Source organism: Streptomyces cyaneochromogenes (assembly GCF_003963535.1).
GTDB lineage: Bacteria > Actinomycetota > Actinomycetes > Streptomycetales > Streptomycetaceae > Streptomyces > Streptomyces shaanxiensis.
The window spans coordinates 6,394,731-6,412,174 of record NZ_CP034539.1 but is presented as its reverse complement, the minus strand read 5'-3'; the positions used below and the strand labels follow the sequence as shown (position 1 = coordinate 6,412,174).

14 protein-coding genes and 1 pseudogene are annotated in these 17,444 nt (G+C 69.9%); 7 read left to right on the top strand and 8 right to left on the bottom strand.

What is annotated here, in order from left to right; translation table 11 throughout:
- Positions 1–40: 40 nt before the first annotated feature.
- The 4 genes and pseudogenes from EJ357_RS29305 to EJ357_RS29290 all read left to right on the top strand — a co-directional run.
- Positions 41–1,159, top strand: coding sequence for a hypothetical protein (locus EJ357_RS29305; protein WP_126394548.1), 1,119 nt, complete (start codon positions 41–43; stop codon positions 1,157–1,159).
- 158 nt (positions 1,160–1,317) lie between these two features.
- The gene (locus EJ357_RS29300) at positions 1,318–2,916 is read left to right on the top strand and encodes a M48 family metalloprotease (RefSeq protein WP_126394546.1); all 1,599 of its coding nucleotides are present in this window, start codon (positions 1,318–1,320) and stop codon (positions 2,914–2,916) included.
- Between the two features lie 112 nt (positions 2,917–3,028).
- On the top strand, positions 3,029–4,147 hold the full coding sequence (locus tag EJ357_RS29295) for a hypothetical protein (RefSeq protein WP_126394544.1): 1,119 nt from the start codon (positions 3,029–3,031) through the stop codon (positions 4,145–4,147).
- A gap of 97 nt (positions 4,148–4,244) precedes the next feature.
- Positions 4,245–4,499, top strand: a pseudogene (locus EJ357_RS29290) (peptide-methionine (S)-S-oxide reductase); the annotation flags it as partial.
- 85 nt (positions 4,500–4,584) lie between these two features.
- On the opposite strand, the gene msrA reads toward EJ357_RS29290, so the two are convergent.
- The gene (gene msrA / locus EJ357_RS29285; RefSeq protein WP_126394542.1) at positions 4,585–5,097 is read right to left on the bottom strand and encodes a peptide-methionine (S)-S-oxide reductase MsrA; all 513 of its coding nucleotides are present in this window, start codon (positions 5,095–5,097) and stop codon (positions 4,585–4,587) included.
- Between the two features lie 454 nt (positions 5,098–5,551).
- Between msrA and EJ357_RS29280 the strand changes: the two genes are divergently transcribed.
- A complete protein-coding gene (locus tag EJ357_RS29280; protein ID WP_126394540.1) occupies positions 5,552–6,034 on the top strand; it encodes an SRPBCC family protein in 483 nt (160 codons plus the stop codon).
- Between the two features lie 64 nt (positions 6,035–6,098).
- Here EJ357_RS29280 and EJ357_RS29275 read toward each other — a convergent pair whose 3' ends face one another.
- Positions 6,099–7,007 carry a helix-turn-helix domain-containing protein gene (locus tag EJ357_RS29275; protein ID WP_126394538.1) on the bottom strand — a complete coding sequence of 303 codons (909 nt, stop codon included), beginning with the start codon at positions 7,005–7,007 and terminating at the stop codon, positions 6,099–6,101.
- A gap of 183 nt (positions 7,008–7,190) precedes the next feature.
- On the opposite strand from EJ357_RS29275, the gene EJ357_RS29270 reads away from it, so the two are divergent.
- A complete protein-coding gene (locus EJ357_RS29270; RefSeq protein ID WP_126394536.1) occupies positions 7,191–8,231 on the top strand; it encodes an NAD(P)-dependent alcohol dehydrogenase in 1,041 nt (346 codons plus the stop codon).
- Here the strand turns inward: EJ357_RS29270 and EJ357_RS29265 are convergent.
- Positions 8,182–8,562, bottom strand: a complete 381-nt coding sequence (locus EJ357_RS29265) for an iron chelate uptake ABC transporter family permease subunit (protein WP_407698422.1) — start codon at positions 8,560–8,562, stop codon at positions 8,182–8,184. The genes EJ357_RS29270 and EJ357_RS29265 overlap by 50 nt on opposite strands.
- A 167-nt stretch (positions 8,563–8,729) precedes the next feature.
- Here EJ357_RS29265 and EJ357_RS29260 point away from each other — a divergent pair, with 167 nt between their 5' ends.
- Positions 8,730–9,113, top strand: a complete 384-nt coding sequence (locus EJ357_RS29260; RefSeq protein WP_126394534.1) for a VOC family protein — start codon at positions 8,730–8,732, stop codon at positions 9,111–9,113.
- Positions 9,114–9,209: 96 nt separating this feature from the next.
- Here the strand turns inward: EJ357_RS29260 and EJ357_RS29255 are convergent, their stop codons facing one another.
- From EJ357_RS29255 to EJ357_RS29235, 5 genes are all read right to left on the bottom strand, one after another.
- Positions 9,210–9,980, bottom strand: a complete 771-nt coding sequence (locus EJ357_RS29255) for a group II truncated hemoglobin (protein WP_126394532.1) — start codon at positions 9,978–9,980, stop codon at positions 9,210–9,212.
- Positions 9,981–10,161: 181 nt separating this feature from the next.
- The gene (locus tag EJ357_RS29250; protein ID WP_126400205.1) at positions 10,162–13,398 is read right to left on the bottom strand and encodes a S8 family peptidase; all 3,237 of its coding nucleotides are present in this window, start codon (positions 13,396–13,398) and stop codon (positions 10,162–10,164) included.
- 266 nt (positions 13,399–13,664) lie between these two features.
- On the bottom strand, positions 13,665–14,348 hold the full coding sequence (locus EJ357_RS29245) for an ABC transporter ATP-binding protein (protein WP_126394530.1): 684 nt from the start codon (positions 14,346–14,348) through the stop codon (positions 13,665–13,667).
- A 214-nt stretch (positions 14,349–14,562) separates the two neighbouring features.
- On the bottom strand, positions 14,563–16,041 hold the full coding sequence (locus tag EJ357_RS29240) for an ABC transporter permease (RefSeq protein WP_126394528.1): 1,479 nt from the start codon (positions 16,039–16,041) through the stop codon (positions 14,563–14,565).
- Positions 16,042–16,198: 157 nt separating this feature from the next.
- The gene (locus tag EJ357_RS29235) at positions 16,199–17,443 is read right to left on the bottom strand and encodes a L,D-transpeptidase (RefSeq protein WP_126394527.1); all 1,245 of its coding nucleotides are present in this window, start codon (positions 17,441–17,443) and stop codon (positions 16,199–16,201) included.
- Between the last annotated feature and the right edge of the window lies 1 nt (position 17,444).

Genomic DNA, 17,444 nt, shown 5'->3' with positions numbered 1-17,444 from the left:
TCGTTGGCCAATTGTCCGCGGCGTCTGGAACGCTGGAGGCATGGAGATTCTCTGGGTCCTGATCGCGCTCGTCATGCTCGGCTTTGTGGTGCTGCCGTTCATGAGGCGCAGGCGGGGCATGATCGAGCAGGTCCCGCCGGGCCACCCGGACGCCGCGGACCCGTCGAACTACGGCTTCGTACGGCAGGAGGAGCTGGACGTCCGCATGCCCGGCCCCGACCAGGACCTGCTGGACGTCCTGGACCTGGTGCAGCGCACCCAGGACTACCGCGCGGCCTCGCAGCTGCTGGCCGGCACGGAGGCGGAGGGCGAGCTGCGCTGGCAGCGTGTGCAGGCCTTCGCCGGCGCCGCGTCGCTGGAGCTGCAGCAGCGGCCGGGCGGGGTCAGCGAGTCGCCGGGCGGGCAGTGGCTGCGGGTGTGGCGGACCGAGCAGGCGAAGGACGCGGGCGGCGCGGCCGTGCACGCGGAGTTCCTCGTGCAGCAGGCGTGGCGCACGGCGGCGCCGGGCACGGACGAGTTCCGGATCATCATGGAGGAGGCGAGGTCGGCCTGCGCCGACGCGGCACTGCTCGCCCCCGGCGACCCGATCCCGTACATCATCGAGCTGTCGGTGGCGCGTGGACTGGCCTACCCCCAACCGGAGTTCGAGCAGCTCTGGCTGAAGATCCTGGACCGCGCCCCGGCCCACATGGGCGCGCACCTGGCGGCCCTGCACTACTGGTGCGAGAAGTGGCACGGCTCGCGCGCACAGGCGTACCAGTTCGCGGAGGCCGCGGCGGCCCGCGCACCCCAGGGCTCCCTCCTCGCCGCCATGCCGCTCTTCGCGGTGTTCGAGCACCTGCCCGAGGTGAACCTGGTCAGCGGCTTCTACCAGAGCGAGGTCGTGACGAAGGCGGTGCACGGCGCGCTGTTCGCGGTGCACTCGGCCCGCTCCGACGACCCGATGCTGGCGCACGTACGCCATCTGCTGGTCTTCTTCCTGGTCCGCGGCGAGCGCTGGGCGGAGGCCATGAACCAGCTGATACACGTCGACGGCCATGTCGGCGCCCTCCCCTGGACCCTGTCCGGCGACCCGGCGGCGGAGTTCGCGGTCTACCGCGCGCTGGCGGTCGCCGGCTACGAGGCGAACGGCGGCAGCCCGGCGACGCTCCCGCACTGAGGCGAGCGCCGCTCCGCAGGGGGCGCGGCATGCCGACGCCGCCCCCAGGCACGCGCCCCCCGGAATCCGCATTGCCGCACTGACCTGCAGTAGGGCATACTCCGCTTCCCCCCACACCACTTGGTCATGTCCATTTCTAGTGGGGGGATTTGCCCAACATGGGGGCAACTCTGCGCGCGGTGCGCGCGCTCGTCCTGCTCGCCGGGTTCTACTTGCTCGGCTTCGTCATGCTCGGTGTGCTCGTCGCCGTGGACTGGGCGGTCGCGGAGGGCGGTGTCGGCAGCGTCACCGCGAAGGTGTGGATCGTCAGCGCGCTGCTGGCCATCCCGATCGTGCAGGGCATGTTCGCACTGCGCACACCCAAGGACGAACCGCTGCCCGGCCTGTCCGTGACCGAGCAGCAGGAGCCCGCGCTCTGGGCCGCCGTACGGAAGCTCGCCGAGCAGACGGGGACCCGCGCGCCCGACGAGATCCTCCTGACCCCGGACGTCAACGCGGCCGTGTCCGAGGACGCGACCTTCCTCGGCCTCAAGCCCGGCCGACGACGCATGTACATCGGCCTGCCGCTGATGGCGGGGCTGAGCGAACCGCAGCTGCAGGCCGTCCTGGCCCATGAGTTCGGGCACTACACCAACCACGACACCCGCCTCGCCGCGATCACGCTGCGCGGCCGGCTCCAGGTGATGCGCACCGTCGCCAGCCTGCACGAGCGCTCCCGCAAGAAGGTCGCCAAGGAGGAGGCCAAGCAGGAGAAGAAGAACGCCAAGCGGCTCGCCAAGGGCAAGGAGGCGGGCGAGGTCGACGCCGGGTCGGCCGGCCTGAGCTACCGCCTCGCCGCCAAGCCCTTCCTCTGGTACGGCACCTTCTACCTGCGCGCCTCCCAGGGCGTGGGCCGGCGACAGGAGCTCGCCGCCGACCTGGCCGCCGCACGCATCGCCGGCCGCGACGCCACGGCGTCCGCGCTGCGCGAGATCCCCGTCCTGGACGCCGCGCACGGCTTCTACATGCAGTCGTACGCCACTCTCGGCACCGGCGCCGGGCTGCTGCCGCCGTCCGGCGAGGTCTTCGGCGGGCTGCGCCACCTGCTGGCCGGGCGCGCCGACGAGCTGGACGAGATGCGCCAGGCCCTGCCGGAGGAGGAGCTGTCGCCGTACGACTCCCACCCGCCGATCGCCGAGCGCATCGCCCACATCGAGCAGCTCCCCGACGACGGCCGCGCCCTGACCGGCGCCCGCCCCGCGCTCGCCCTGCTCACCGACCCGACCCGTTCCTTCGCCGAGTTGGAGCGCTCCGCCCTCACCCCCGAGGCCCACCAGTTGCGCCGCGCCGCCGACTGGCCCCAGCTCGTGAACGACTCGATGCTCTGGCACGCCGACCAGGACGCCGAGCCGCTGCGCACGGCCGTCACCGAGGTCCACGGCGGCGACGGCTCCCTGGACGCCTTCCTGGACGCCGTCGACGCGGGCCGGCTGTGGGAGGTGGCCGACCGGCTCCCCAAGTCGCAGGAGGCGCAGGACGCCACGGGCCGCGCCGCCCGCGAGTTCGCGCGCCCCCAGGTGCGCGCCCGGCTCTCCCGCATGACCGTCGTCGAGCTCGCCCGCCTCGGCCGGGCCCACTGGGAGCTGTCCTGGACGGACGCGGCGCGTCTGAGCCTGCCGGACGGTTACGAGGAGGAGCTGAAGCAGGCGCTGGACGCGGCGGTGGAGGACGTACCGGACACACGGGAACTGCGTCGGCTGCTGGCGCGTGCGCGCTGACTCGGGCGCGCCGAAGCGCCGGGAGATCCACGCCCCAACGTCCCTTCGCCATCCACGCCCCACACCTCACACCCCACGCCCCCTCACCGCTCAAGGACGCAGACAGACACCCATGAGTCACATCCTCCCGATCGCCCTGATCCTCTTCGCGATCTACTCCTGGTACCGCACGCGACAGAAGGCGGCCCCGAACGGAACCGGCGGATCCATACGCAACCGGGACCTGCCCAAGGCCGCCGCCGAACTGGGCTTCCTGCCCGGCGAGCAGCTAGACACCGACCGGGCCTACCCGCCCGACCCGCGGATCACGGCCGTACGGGAAGCCGTACAGGCGGGGAACTGGCAGGCCGCCGCGGAGTTCCTGGCCGGGGCCGGGCGGGACTGGCAGGAGCGCGACCGGCGTTCCAGTGTGCTGGCGACGGAGGCCGTCAAGGACGACTCCTGGCTGCTGGCCTGGCGCAAGGAGCGTCCGGAGGACGCCGACGTGGCCCTGGTGCTCGCCGAGTCGCTGATCTATCTCGCCTGGGAGGTACGGGGCTCGTCGACCGCCCGGCACACCACCCAGGAGCAGTTCGCCGGCTTCCACCGGATCCTGGACCAGGCCCGCGAGGCGGTCGCGGCCGCGCAGGCGCTGGCCGGCGACGACCCGTGCCCGTTCATCGTGGAGATCCCGCTGGCGAAGGGCCTCGGCTACCCGCACGAGCGGTTCGAGGAGATCTGGGCCGAGATCGTCAAGCGCGACCCGCACCACCTGGCCGCGCACACCTCCGCCCTGCAGTACTGGTGCAAGAAGTGGCGCGGCTCGTACGAACTGGCGGAGTCCTTCGCCCGGTCCGCGGCGCAGAAGGGGACGCCGGGCCAGTTGCTGAGCGTGCTGCCGCTGGAGGCGTACTTCGAGTACGAGATCGCGCACGACGACCTCGAACAGGACGAGTTCTACAAGCGCCCGGAGATCGTCGCGGCGGTCGACGCCGCCCTGGTCGACGTGGCGGCCGCGGCCGCCGCGAACCCCGACGACTGGCGGATCCCGCCGGTCCGCCACCTGCTGGCCAGCCTGCTGTACTGGCAGGACCGGTACGAGGCGGCGGTCGAGCAGTTCCGGCTGGTCGACGGGTACATCGACACCGTGCCGTGGGCGTACCGCGGCAGCCGGGAAGGGATGATCAAGGCGTATGTGCAGCAGCGGGACTTCAGCGCGGCGCAGGTGGTGAAGGCGCGGCGCGGAATCTGAGGTCCCGGCCGTACGTTGACGGGGTACCGCCCGGTGCGGAGGTACCCCGTCGCGGCGTCCCGCGGCCGCCGCCCCGGCCCGCGAGGAAGGAACCCTCATGCTCTTCGGGCGTACGCCCCTCCTGCCCACCCCCGAGCAGGCGCTGCAGGGCCGTCCGGAACCGGTCTTCCCGGTCCCCGACCGCCACACGGTCCTCGGCAACCCGCTCCTCGGCCCCTACCCCGAGGGCTTGGAGGTCGCCGACTTCGGGCTGGGCTGCTTCTGGGGCGCGGAGCGCAAGTTCTGGCAGCTCCCGGCGGGGGTGTGGACGACTCTGGTCGGCTATCAGGGCGGCTACACCGAGCACCCCACACCTCCTCCAGCTACGCGACGCACGGTGACGGCGCTCGCCTGGGTGCCGCGGACGCGGCACCCAGCACCGCCGGGCGCCCTCGCGGTCAGCCCTCGGCGCGGGCGGGGAGCCGCCACCCCGGGCGCGGGAAGTGGCAGGTGTAGCCGTCGGGGTAACGCTGCAGGTAATCCTGGTGCTCGGGCTCGGCCTCCCAGAAGGGGCCGACCGGCTCCACCTCGGTGACGACCTTGCCGGGCCACAGGCCGGAGGCGTCCACGTCCGCGATCGTGTCCTCGGCGATCCGCTTCTGCTCGTCGTCCACGTAGTAGATCGCCGAGCGGTAGCTGGTGCCGATGTCGTTGCCCTGGCGGTCCTTCGTGCTCGGGTCGTGGATCTGGAAGAAGAACTCCAGGAGCGCGCGGAAGTCGGTCTTCGCGGGGTCGAAAAGGATCTCGATGGCCTCCGCGTGCGTGCCGTGGTTACGGTACGTCGCGTTCGGCACGTCACCCCCGGTGTATCCCACCCGGGTCGCCGTCACGCCCGGAAGCCGACGGATCAGCTCCTCCATCCCCCAGAAGCATCCGCCCGCCAGCACGGCCCTCTGCGCCTGCGCAGCCATCGCTGCCCTCCCATATCTCTCAGCTCGCTCACTCGGGCTACTCGGCTCGCACACCGCCGGCATCCCATGCCCGCTCACCTCAACGCGCGAGGGGGCCCGGCGATTCCGTACCCGTCCGACCGGCCCTGCGGACACGGACCACCGGCCTTCACCGTCCCCCAGGCGCCGCGATGGCGAGGACACGGTCGCGCGGCACGGGGAGTTCGGAGTGGCTGAGGCGGGTCGCGGGCCATGCCGCGGGTACCGCGATCAGCTCCGCGCTCTCGTCGAGCAGGCCCAGGGAAGGGGGCCGTCGACCCCTTCGGCATCGCGCTCCCAGCGGTCGTACGCCAGGCCCCGGCAGTCCACAGCTCCGGCAGGACCACCAGGTCGTTCGTCCCGTGGCGGGCGGTGTGACCCCGTCGCGTACCCCGGCCGTCGGGCGATTGTCGGACCCTGCTGCTTTCATGGGGGCATGACCAGCAGAAGCGTCGTCGTGGAGCGGCGTATCGCCGCGGGCCAGGGGCCTGTGTGGGAGGCCCTGACCGACCTTCGGGGCATGGAGCGGGTGCTCAGCGGCGTCACGAAGGTCGAGGTCCTCACGGACGGGGCCTTCGGTGTCGGGACGCGGTGGCGGGAGACCCGGCGGATGTTCGGCAAGGAGGCCACCGAGGAGATGTGGGTGACCGCCAGCGATCCGCCCGAGCGCTATGTCGTGGAGGCCGAGTCGCACGGCTCGCGCTACATCTCGGAGTGGGTGCTACGGGCGGACGGGCCGTCGGCGACGACGGTCCGGATGACCTTCACCGCCGTGGCCTCCGGCGGCGTCGCGGGCCTGCTCGCCAGGATTCTGGGCGGCCTGGGCTCACGGGCGGTGAGCAAGGCGATCGCGAAGGACCTGGAGGAGGTCGCCTCGGCGGTCGAGCGACGCGGCGGCCGAGACCCTGAGCTCCACTGAGTCGCCGAGTCCCGAACCCTCCCCCCCCCGTCGCCGAGTCCCGAACCCTCCCCCAAGGGCCCCCTCACACCGACGGCCCCGACCTCCCCGTAGCCCCCGCCTTCGTCGCATCCGCCCCCCAGCTCGCCAGCAGCCGCAACGCCTCCGCCGACGGTGACCCCGGCTCCGCGTGGTACGTGATCAGGGACTGTTCCGTGCCGTCGGACAGGCGGAACGACTCGAAGTTCAGGGTCAGCTCGCCCACCAGAGGATGCCGGATGTTCTTGACGCCGTAGCTCTTCTCCTTGACGTCGTGCGCGGCCCACAGCCGCCGGAACTCCTCGCTCTTGACGGAGAGTTCGCCGACGAGGGCCGACAGACGCGGGTCGTCCGGGTGGCAGCCCGCGTCCATACGCAGATAGGCGACCATGTCGGACGCCTTCTGGTCCCACTCCACGAAGAGCTCGCGATACTCGGCCTTCAGGAACACCAGCCGCGCCCAGTTCCGCTCCTGCACCGGCAGCTCCGACCAGTCGCCGAACACCGCCGCCGCCATCCGGTTCCAGGCGAGGATGTCCGAGCGCCGGCCCGCGACGTACGCGGGCACCCCGTCGATCGAGTCCAGCAGCTGCGCCAGCGCCGGCCGCACCTGCTCCGTCCGCGCCGCCGGCTTCTTCTTGTTCTGCTTCGGCTTCGCGAGGTGCGTGAGGTGCGCGTGCTCGGCGTCGCTCAGCCGCAGCGCCCGGGCGATCGCGTCGAGGACCTCCGCCGAGACGTTGCGCCCGTTGCCCTGCTCAAGGCGCGTGTAGTACGCCACGGACACCCCGGCCAGCTGCGCCAGCTCCTCGCGCCGCAGCCCGGGCACCCTTCGGTGCCGCCCGAAGTCCGGCAGCCCGACGTCCTCGGGCTTCAGCCGGGCACGCCGGGTGCGCAGAAACTCGCTGAGCTCGGCGCGCCGGTCCAGGCCGCCACCGGATTCGGGCTTGTCTTCCATGCCTCAAGTATTCCCGGTCATACGCACACGAGCCTGACCCCGTCAGTGGTAGGACCGGCGGACGTACGTACAACCGAGGCCTGGGTGACCTGGGAACATCCCGGCAGGCTGGGTGCCGTGCCCGGACGTGAAGCAGGACCAGAAGGCAGCCGGGCGCAAAAACCCCCGCTAGGAGATCCCGGCATGACCACCGTCGCCGCATACGCAGCACCCGCCGCCAAGGCTCCGCTGGAGCGCACCACCATCGAGCGCCGTGAGGTCGGCGAGTTCGATGTCCTGATCGACATCAAGTTCGCCGGTATCTGCCACTCCGACATCCACCAGGCCCAGGAGGGCTGGGGCGAGGCGATCTTCCCGATGGTCCCCGGCCACGAGATCGCGGGCATCGTCTCCGAGGTCGGCTCCGGCGTGACCAAGCACAAGGTCGGCGACCGGGTGGGCGTCGGCTGCCTGGTCGACTCCTGCCGTGAGTGCGAGAACTGCAGGGCCGGTCTCGAACAGCACTGCACCGGCGGTGGCGTCGGCACCTACAACGCCATCGGCAAGGACGGCGAGCCCACCTACGGCGGCTACTCGGAGAAGGTCGTCGTCGACGAGAACTTCGTCCTCCGCATCCCCGACGGCCTGTCCCTGGACGTCGCCGCGCCCCTCCTGTGCGCCGGCATCACCACGTACTCGCCGCTCAAGCACTGGGGCGCGGGCCCGGGCAAGAAGGTCGCCGTCATCGGTCTGGGCGGCCTCGGCCACATGGGCGTCAAGATCGCGCACGCGCTGGGCGCCGAGGTGACCGTCCTCTCCCAGTCCCTGCGCAAGAAGGACGACGGCCTGAAGCTGGGCGCCGACCACTACTACGCCACCAGCGACCCGAAGACCTTCGAGGAGCTGGCCGGCACCTTCGACCTGATCCTCTCCACGGTGTCGGCACCGCTCGACTTCGGCGCCTACCTGAGCCTGCTGAAGACCGGCGGCGCCCTGGTGAACGTCGGCGCCCCCGAGGAGCCGATCGCGCTCAACCTCTTCTCGCTGATCGGCGGCAACAAGACGCTCGCCGGCTCGATGATCGGCGGCATCGCCGAGACCCAGGAGATGCTGGACTTCTGCGCCGGGCACGGCTTCGGCGCGGAGATCGAGCTGATCAAGGCGGACCAGATCAACGAGGCGTACGAGCGGGTACTCAGCAGCGATGTGCGGTACCGGTTCGTGATCGACACGGCGACGATCTGATCCACGCCGGATGACCGGGCCCCGGAGCCGCACTGCTCCGGGGCCCTCGGCGTGTCCCCGTACGACGCCCCAGCAGCCACAGCGGATACGGCCCACCGACGAGCGCGGTGAGCGCGCCGACCGGGATCTCCAGCGGGGGCAGGCGCGTACGGGCGGCGAGATCGGCGGCGACGAGGACGATCGCGCCGGTCGACGCGGCGTTCAGGAGCGGGAGTTGGGGTGTACGGGTGAGTCGCCGGGCCAGTTGCGGCGCGGTCGGTGCCACGAACCCGATCGGTCCGGCGGCCCCGGTGGCCGTGGCGGCGAGGACGACGCCGAGGACGGTGAGCACGCAACCTTGACTCGGGCGATCACGTACGGAGCTCGCGGCTCCGGAGACGGAGTACCGGAGGTGTAGCGCCACCCCTCCCCTCGGCCGATGTGCCGCGCGACGGCCGGGCCTACTGTGAAACCAGGCCAGTCCGAACCGTGACCCGTGCACACGAGGAGGCAGCCCCGATGACCGTCCGGCTCAACCACACCATCGTCGCCGCGCACGACAAGAAGGCGTCGGCCCGGTTCCTCGCCGACATCCTGGGCCTGGAGGTGAGCCCGCAGTACGGCCCCTTCATACCGGTCGAGATCCCGAACGGCGTGACCCTGGACTATCTGGAGTCGCCCGGCGCCATCACGCCGCAGCACTACGCGTTCCTGGTGTCGGAGGACGACTTCGACACGATCTTCGACCGCATCCGGAAAGCCGGCCTGCCCTACTGGGCCGACCCCTTCCACAGCCGCCCCGGCGAGATCAACCGCAATGACGGCGGCCGCGGCACCTACTTCGACGATCCGAACGGCCACAACCTGGAGATCCTGACGAGGCCGTACGGCAGCGGCGGCTGAGGCGCGGGCAGGCTGAAAGAGACCTGCCCGCGGAGTGGAGACCCTCACGTACCTTCTTCGCCGCGGGAGGCGCAGGACCGTGCGCCCGGCCCGCCGTCAGCCCTGATACGGCGGTGCGGCCCCCCAGTTCCACTTCGGCACCGGCTGCTCCGCCGGCGCCACCGCGTCCGGCCCCGAGAAGTACACCGCCAGCCGCGTCCCCCACTCCACGTACGCCAGGAACGCCGAGCGGAACTCCGCGTCCGTCGGCAGGCCCGCCTCGTCGGCCGCGTCCTGGATGAGGTTGACCCAGCGGCGGCGCTGGGGCTCGGTGATGCCCCGGCCCATGTGCTTGGCGACCATGTGGCCGTGGCCGCCCTGGGTCTCGGAGTAGGCGGGCGGGCCGCCGAAGACCTCGCCGAGCCAGAGCGCCACGTGCAGCGCGTGCTCCGGGTCCAGGTGCGCGAACAGCGGGGCCAGCAGGTCGTCCTTGAGGACCTTGTCGTAGAAGACCGATGTCAGACGGGCGAACGCCTCCGCACCGCCCGCCCAGGCGTACAGCGTCGGCACGGACGCGCCCGCGCCGCGCACCGTCGTCGGCTTGTAGTGGCGCATCTCCTCGATGTGCGTGATGTACGGACGGATCTCGGCGAGGAAGTCGGGGAACAGCTCCGACTTGCGGAAGCCTTCCAGATGGTCCTCCGTCGAGGTCCAGGTGATGCGCAGGACGTAGTGCTCGAAGTCCTCCTCGCAGCGGGCGAGTTCATAGTCGACGCAGTGCGGGGACGCGGCCAGCTGGGCCGCTGCGCGGGTGTAGGCGGCCAGGAACTCCGCCGACTTCTGCTCGGGGATGCGGTACCGGATGTATTCGACCGTGTGAGCCGTCATGGCCTCACGGAAACACGAAAACCGACCGGACGCTCGTCCTCCGCCACTTCCGGTATCGAGGTTCTCACGGGAGCGGGAGGCCATCGAGTCCCCCGGCGCCCCCGACGCATGCGAAAGCCCCGCCGGAAGCAGCACCTCCGGCGGGGCTTTCTGACTCAGGACCTGCTCGGCGGCCTACGGCCTACTTGCCGTAGTACGCGTTGTAGATCGAGACCGTCGACTTGTTGCCCTTCTTGTCGGCGACCTTGGCGTGGAAGGAGATGGCCTTCCCCTTCGCCGGGTTCTTCACCGTGATCTTGCCGTCCCGGACGTCGACCTTCTTCCAGGTCTGCCCGTAGTCGTACGACACGTACACGTGCAGCGACTTGAGGTTGCTGCCCGCGGCCGCACCCACGACGGTGACCGGGATCGTCACCTTCTTGTCGGCCTCGACGCGGCTGTCCAGGCCGGTCTTGGCGTTGAAGCGGACCGTGGAGGCAGGAAGCTTGACCTGCTCGGCGGCCGACTTCTTGGACCGGAAGGTCCAGCTCGCGTCGATCCGCGTGGAGGCGGCCGCGACCTTGACGCTCCGCTTGACCGAGGTCGTCAGCTTGTACTCGGCCTCCCCAGCCGGGACCTTGAACGGCTCACCGAACAGCGGGTCCTTGTTGGTGCCGATCTTGGTGCCGTTGCGGTACAGGTTGGTGGTCACCGCGGTGAAGTCCGACGACCCGGCGTGCTTGTTGGCGTCGGCGAACAGCGGCAGGTAGCCGTAGATCTCGTTGGCCTCGCGGAACAAGCCGAATTCCTTGTTGATGTGCGGGCCGAAGACCGCCGTGTTGAAGGTCTTCGTGTAGCTCTGCCCGCCCTTGAAGGCCTGCGGCTCGCCCAGCGTGTAGTACGTGTCGGTGATCGGGAAGCCGTCCGCGTCCTTGCCGGCGTACTGCTGGAAGTCGAAGGTCCACTTGATCTTGTCGGACGTCGACAGGTACACCGTCCGCGAACCGGGCAGCTTCTGCTCGATCGGCGAACCGAGCGCCGCGTCGTCGGGGAAGATCCCGAGGGGAAGCAGGGAGCCGGTCTTGTTCGGGGACGAGGCGCCGAGGTTGTTCTTCACCTTGGCGAGCTCGCCCGCCTTGAAGTGGCGGACCTTGTTGCCCTGGATCTTCTTGACCTTGGCGGTGGTGGCGACGTCGTACTCGGCGTCCGCGCCCTTGGTCCACTGGCCGTTCCAGGTCTGCATCAGACCGCTCGCGACCTCCGGACCCAGGTGCGCCATCCGCAGGTTGGCGAAGGAGTCGAGGCCGACCCCGATGCCGATGCCCGCCGGGTCGTAGAAGTAGTTGCTGGAGGCGAACACCTGCTTGGCCTGCGCGTCCGGCACAGTGATGTCGGCGCTCTTGGCCGTACGGGCGTCGATCGTCACCGAGGTGTTCTTGGTGAGGCTCAGCTTCGGCTGGACCAGCCAGTCGAGGCCGCCCTCCAGGTTCACCCAGTCCTTGGCGATCCAGGCGTCCAGCAGATACGTGCCCTTGGGCAGCCGCAGCTTGGTGGTGCCGGACTCGGAGACCGGCAGCTGGTAGGCCCGGTCGGTCGCCAGGCCGGAGTAGCCGAGCAGGACGGTGTTGTACTCGGGGGCCGGCTTGCCGTCCTTGTCGATGTGCTTGACGGTGACGTCGTACGACTCCACCTCACGCTGCACCGCGGCGCCGGTACGGACGCTCTGCCCGCCGCCCGTCGCCGTCACATACGCGGAGTAGGCGCCGTCGAGCGTGCCGCCCAGCTTGGTGTTGACGGTGAAGTCGACGGAGGCCTTGCCGCCCGCCGGGACCGTCACCTTCGTCGCGCCGAGCTTGAAGAAGCCCGCGGGAGCCGCCTGGCCCTTGGGGTCGGTGGCGGTCGCGGAGAGCGTGAGCGTGACGTCCTCGGTGCCGAGGTTGCGGTACGTCAGCTCCTTGGTGACCGGCGTGTCGTCGGTGTGCGGCCAGGCCTGCGTGCCGAAGCTCACCGACACCGGGTCGGCGATCACGGTCTGCTTGATGGCCTTGTCGACCTGGATACGGCCCGAACCCTGCTCGAACGGCGTGTACTTGCCGCCCTTGGTGGAACCGGCCAGCGCGCCCTTGAGCTCGGCGTACGTCCAGTCCGGGTGCTGCTGCTTGAGGATCGCCGCCGCGCCCGCGACATGCGGGGTCGCCATGGACGTACCGGAAATGGTCAGGTAGCCGGCCGGCTTCTCGCCGACTTCCTGCTCGATGAGGCTGCCCTTGGCGGACGCGGCCGTGATGTCCACGCCCGGCGCGGTGACGTCCGGCTTGATGGCGCCGTCGCCGAGGCGCGGGCCGGTGCTGGAGAAGGGCGCCAGGACGTCCTTCTTGTCGACGGCGCCGACGGTGAGCGCGGCCTCGGCGCTGCCCGGCGAACCGACCGACTCCGGGCCGGAGTTGCCCGCCGCGATCGCGAACAGGATGCCCTTCTCGGCGGACAGCTTGTTGACCGCCGCCTCCAGCGGGTCGATCTCCGGGGTGTCGCCGCCGCCCAGGCTCATGTTGACGACCTGGGCGCCCTGCTCGGCCGCCCACTCCATGCCGGCGAGGATGCCGGAGTCGTCGCCGAAGCCCTGGTCGTCGAGGACCTTGCCGTTGAGGATGTCGGCGCCGGGCGCCACACCCTTGAACTTGCCGCCGGACTTGGCGCCGGTTCCCGCCGCGATGGACGCGACGTGCGTGCCGTGACCGACCTTGTCCTCGGCGGTGGCGGACGGCGTGAAGTTCTTGGCCGCGATCACCTGGTCCTTGAGGTCCGGGTGGGTCGCGTCGACGCCGGTGTCCAGGACGGCGATCTTGACGCCCTTGCCGTCGTAGCCGGCCTCCCACGCCTTGGGGGCGCCGATCTGCGGCACGGACTTGTCGAGGCTGGCCTCGCGGACGCCGTCGAGCCAGACGTGCGCGATGCCGGAGGCGGTCTTGTCGCCGTTGGTGAGCGCGTCCCACAGTTCGGGCGTGTCCTGGTGCGGGGTCTGCACCGCGTCCGCGTTCAGGGACTTCAGGGTCCGGCGCAGCGTGCCCGCGTCCCGGACGTCGGCCTTGGCGCCGGCGGCGGCGCCCTTGTAACCGACGATGACCTTCAGGCCCTTGGCCTGGGAGGCGCGGGTCTCGGACTTGGCCAGCTCGGTGATGTCGAACAGCCGCTGGTCGAGCTTGCCGGCGGCGACCAGGCGGATCGCGTCGGCCGGGATGGCGAGCGTGTGCCCGTCCACCTTGCGAATCTGTACGGGTATGTGCCCACGCCCCTGCGCCCGCTCCAGGCCGACCACCCGGCCCTTGGAGTCGACGGAGATCCGGTCACCCGTGATCAGGGTGATGCGGTGGGGAGACGTGAACGACGAAGCGGCGCCGGACGCGCGCTGCTCCGGTTCGGCCGACGCCGGGCTGGTCATTCCCGCGGCGAGGGCGACGGCGGCCGCTGTTGCCACAGAGGCCACGCCAACTCTTTTGACTTGTCTGCGCAAGTTTCCCCCTTGCAGAAGGTCCGGGCGAATTCCCCTTCACCCGGCCGGAGGAGGTCCCGTACGCATGCGCGTCACCCCCCGGAATACGCAGTATGCCGAGGGGTGATCAGGCTCCTCAATAGATGAGAGGAAGATGAGAAGCACACCTGTCGACTGTTACGCGACGGCGTGAACTCCGTTACAAAGTTGGTGGGTTACGCACCCGCATTCTCCTTGACACTGATCCGTCCCTTGCGGATGGTCGCCAGTCGCGGGGCTTTTTTCGCGATCGCCGAGTCGTGGGTGACCATGATGAAGGTCAGCCCGAGTTCCTTCCACATGCGTTCGAGTACGTCCATGATCTCGTCGCGCATCGACTCGTCGAGATTTCCCGTGGGTTCGTCGGCCAGCAGCACCTTGGGCTGCTTGACGAGCGCGCGGGCGATGGCGACACGCTGCTGCTGACCGCCGGACATCTCGCTCGGCAGATGCCCGAGCCGCTCCCCCAGTCCGACCGAAGTGAGCGCCTCGGCGGCCCGCTCGCGCCGCTCCTTCGGCTTGACGCCGAGGGGGACGAGGGCGGTCTCGACGTTCTCCTGTGCGGTGAGGGTGGGGATCAGGTTGAAGGACTGGAAGACGAAGCCGATGTTCTCGCTGCGCACCTTTGTGAGCCGGGTTTCGGAGAGCCTGGCCAGGTCGGTGCCGTCGAGCACGACTTCGCCTGCGGTGGGGCGGTCCAGGGCGCCGAGCATCTGGAGGAGGGTGGACTTGCCGCCGCCGGTGGGGCCCTGGATGACGAGGCGGTCCCCGTCGGCGATGGTGAGGTCCACTCCGTCGAGGGCGTCGATGGATTCCTTGCCTCGGGTGTAGCGCTTGGTGACGTTTCTGAGTTCGTACATCGGGTTGCTCCTGGGTGGGGTTCGGGGTGGTGCGAGTCGTTGTTCGGCTGGGGGTGGGTGGGGGCTGATCGCGCAGTTCCCCGCGCCCCTGAGGGCGTTGCAGCCGGCCTGGCCACAGGCGTTCGCTCGGCTGTCGCAGCCTCTGCGGCTGCGGGTGCGTGGGGGCTGATCGCGCAGTTCCCCGCGCCCCTGAGGGCGTTGCAGCCGACGTCAGCTACTCGACGCGGCGCAGTGCGTCCGCCGGACGGAGCCGGGACGCCCGCCAGCCGCCGAACGCGCCGGCGATCAGGCCGCCGGTCACCGCGAGCCCCACCGCGAGCGCAACCGTCGTCAGGCTGACCGGTGCCGTCAGCGCGACGTCGAGGGTGGTGGAAGCCGTCCGACGACCAGGGCCGCCGCCCCCGAAGCCACCGCCCATACCGCCGCCACCGCCACCGCCGCCGCCCAACTGCGCCTGCAGCGTCGGGCTGATCGCCGTCACGACGTACGCTCCCGCGAGACCCAGCGCAATACCCAGCGCCCCGCCGAGCAGCCCGTTGACGACCGCCTCACCGACCACCTGCCGGGTCACCCGCCCCGACTTCCACCCCAGCGCCTTCAGCGTGCCGAACTCCCGCACCCGGCGGGAGACGGCCGAGGAGGTGAGCAGACCGGCGACCAGGAACGCCGCCACGAGCACGGCGATCGACAGCCACTTGCCGACACTCGTCGCCAGCGAGGATGCCGTGGACAGGGAGCCCGACACCGTGTCTGCGAGGTCCGCGGAGGTCGTCACCGTCGTACCGGAGATGTTCTTCTGGATGGCCGACTTGACGGTGTCGATCTGCTGCGAGTCGGTCGCCTTGACGTAGATCGTGGTGACCTTGTCCTTCGCGTCGGCGAGCGTCTGCGCCTGCTTCAGGGGGATGTAGAGGTTGGCCGCCGCGTCCCCGCTGTCGGGCGTGGCGATGCCGATGACCTCGAACTTGGTGCCCTTGACGGTGACGGTCGAGCCGACCTTGAGCTTCTTCTCCTTGGCGTACGACGTGTCGGCGACGACGACCTTGGCGTTGGTCTCCGACGTCTTGAAGGCACGGCCACTGGTGATCTTCGACGACGTCAGCGGACCGAGCGCCGGCTTGGTGACGTCGGTGCCGTAGACGGAGTAGTTGTTGACGTCGAAGTTGGCGCCGCCACCGCGCACTTCGCCCTGCGGCTGCCCGCTGCCGCCGGTGCCGCCACCGTCCTGCCCGGGACCCCCGCCCTGTTGGCCCCCGCTGCTCTGGTCCTGCTGGAACTCACCCCGCGTGAACTCCCCGCTGACCTTGATGACCTGCAGGCTCAGCCCGCCCACGGCGTCCGAGACCCCGCTCTGCCGGCCGACCTCGGTCACGGTCGAGCCCGCCAGCGTCTGGAAGCCCTGGACCATGACGCGGTCGCTGGACTGCTCCTCGTCGGAGTCGCTGTCCTGCGCGTCGAACTCGAAGCGCGGCCGCTCGGAGCTGCTCGCGGCCGGTTCGGCGGCCTTGGTGACGGTCATGTCCGTGCCGAGGCCGTACAGGGATTGCAGGACCTTGTCCTGGGCCTTGCTCATGCCGGAGGACACGGAGGTGACCATGATGACCAGCGCGATGCCCAGCGCGAGTCCGGAGGCGACGACGAGGGCCGCCTTTCTGCGGCGGCGCAGCTCGCGCCTCAGGTAGGTGAAGAACATGCGCCGCAAGCTAGAGACGGCGCGTGATGAAGGGATAAGGCCGAAATAAGAGATGGATGAGAAGACTGAGACGCCCCCAGGAAACACCGATGCCGCCCCTGGAGGCGGCATCGGTCAGCTGTGAGGCAGCTGTAGGACTTCTACGCGCGGCGGTACGTCAGACGGCCGAACCGGCCTTCCACTGCGCCCAGTCCATGTTCCAGCCGTTGAGGCCGTTGTCCGGGGCGATCGTCTTGTCCCCGGTGTTCTGGACGACCACGACGTCACCGACGATCGAGCTGTTGTAGAACCAGTAGCCCGCCGTGCCCTTGTCGTTGGCGCCCTTCGTGTCCGACAGACCCACACAGCCGTGGCTGGTGTTCACGCTGCCGAAGATGGACTTCGCACCCCAGTAATTGCCGTGGATGAAGGTGCCGGAGGTCGAGAGGCGGATGGCGTGCGGCACGTCCTTGATGTCGTACTCGCCCTTGCCGTCGTCGTCCGTGAAGCCCACGGTCGCGCCGTTCATGCGCGTCTCCTTGAACTTCTCGGACATCACCATGGTGCCCTCGTAGGTCTTGTTCTCCGGGGAACCGGCCGAGATCGGGATGGTCTTGATGGTCTTGCCGTCCTGCGTGACCTTCATCTGCTTGGTCTTCGCGTCGACGTAGGAGACCTGGTTGCGGCCGATCTTGAAGGTGACCGTCTTCTCCTGGACGCCGTAGACGCCGTCGGAGCCCTCGACGCCGTCCAGGGCCATCTTCAGGGTGACGGTGGCGCCCTCCTGCCAGTAGTCCTCGGGCCGGCAGTCCATGCGCGTGTCGTTGAACCAGTGGCAGACGACTTCCTGGCCGCTGGTGGAGGAGACGGTGACGCCCTTCTGGACGGCCGCCTTGTTGCTGATCGCCTTGTCGAAGTTGATCGAGACAGGCATACCGACACCGACGGTGGAGCCGTCCTCGGGCGTGAAGTAGCCGAGGAAGCTGTTGTTCGGGGAGACGGTGGTGAAGGAGGCGTTCTCGTGGGCCTCCAGGCCCTTGGAGTCCTTCGCGGCCACCGCGATCTTGTAGGTCGTGGAGCGCTCCAGCTGGGCGCTCGGCTTCCAGCTGGTCTTGTCGGCGGATATCTCGCCCTCGACCGCGGCGCCCTCGGCGGTCGTCATCGTCACCTCGGTGAGCGTGCCCTTGCTCACGGTGACGGCGGCCGAGTTGTTGATGGAGGCGTTGTCGGTGCCGTCCTCGGGCGTGATCTTGATCTGGGCCTCGGAGGTCTTCTTGGCCGCCGCCTCGTCGACCTTGGACTGCGAGGTGTCGCCGTCGCCGCCGGCCTTGTCGTCGCCGCCGGAGCAGGCGGAGAGCACCAGGACACCGCCGAGCAGTGCGGACGCGACCGCGAGGCCCTTGCGCCGCTTACTGTTCGTCATC

Bases quoted from the DNA above. Each gene is read 5' to 3' on its own strand.
- EJ357_RS29305 (WP_126394548.1), top strand. From the start codon at position 41: ATGGAGATTCTCTGGGTCCTGATCGCGCTCGTCATGCTCGGCTTTGTG.
- EJ357_RS29300 (WP_126394546.1), top strand. From the start codon at position 1,318: ATGGGGGCAACTCTGCGCGCGGTGCGCGCGCTCGTCCTGCTCGCCGGG.
- EJ357_RS29295 (WP_126394544.1), top strand. From the start codon at position 3,029: ATGAGTCACATCCTCCCGATCGCCCTGATCCTCTTCGCGATCTACTCC.
- msrA (WP_126394542.1), bottom strand. From the start codon at position 5,097: ATGGCTGCGCAGGCGCAGAGGGCCGTGCTGGCGGGCGGATGCTTCTGG.
- EJ357_RS29280 (WP_126394540.1), top strand. From the start codon at position 5,552: ATGACCAGCAGAAGCGTCGTCGTGGAGCGGCGTATCGCCGCGGGCCAG.
- EJ357_RS29275 (WP_126394538.1), bottom strand. From the start codon at position 7,007: ATGGAAGACAAGCCCGAATCCGGTGGCGGCCTGGACCGGCGCGCCGAG.
- EJ357_RS29270 (WP_126394536.1), top strand. From the start codon at position 7,191: ATGACCACCGTCGCCGCATACGCAGCACCCGCCGCCAAGGCTCCGCTG.
- EJ357_RS29260 (WP_126394534.1), top strand. From the start codon at position 8,730: ATGACCGTCCGGCTCAACCACACCATCGTCGCCGCGCACGACAAGAAG.
- EJ357_RS29255 (WP_126394532.1), bottom strand. From the start codon at position 9,980: ATGACGGCTCACACGGTCGAATACATCCGGTACCGCATCCCCGAGCAG.
- EJ357_RS29250 (WP_126400205.1), bottom strand. From the start codon at position 13,398: ATGACCAGCCCGGCGTCGGCCGAACCGGAGCAGCGCGCGTCCGGCGCC.
- EJ357_RS29245 (WP_126394530.1), bottom strand. From the start codon at position 14,348: ATGTACGAACTCAGAAACGTCACCAAGCGCTACACCCGAGGCAAGGAA.
- EJ357_RS29240 (WP_126394528.1), bottom strand. From the start codon at position 16,041: ATGTTCTTCACCTACCTGAGGCGCGAGCTGCGCCGCCGCAGAAAGGCG.
- EJ357_RS29235 (WP_126394527.1), bottom strand. From the start codon at position 17,443: ATGACGAACAGTAAGCGGCGCAAGGGCCTCGCGGTCGCGTCCGCACTG.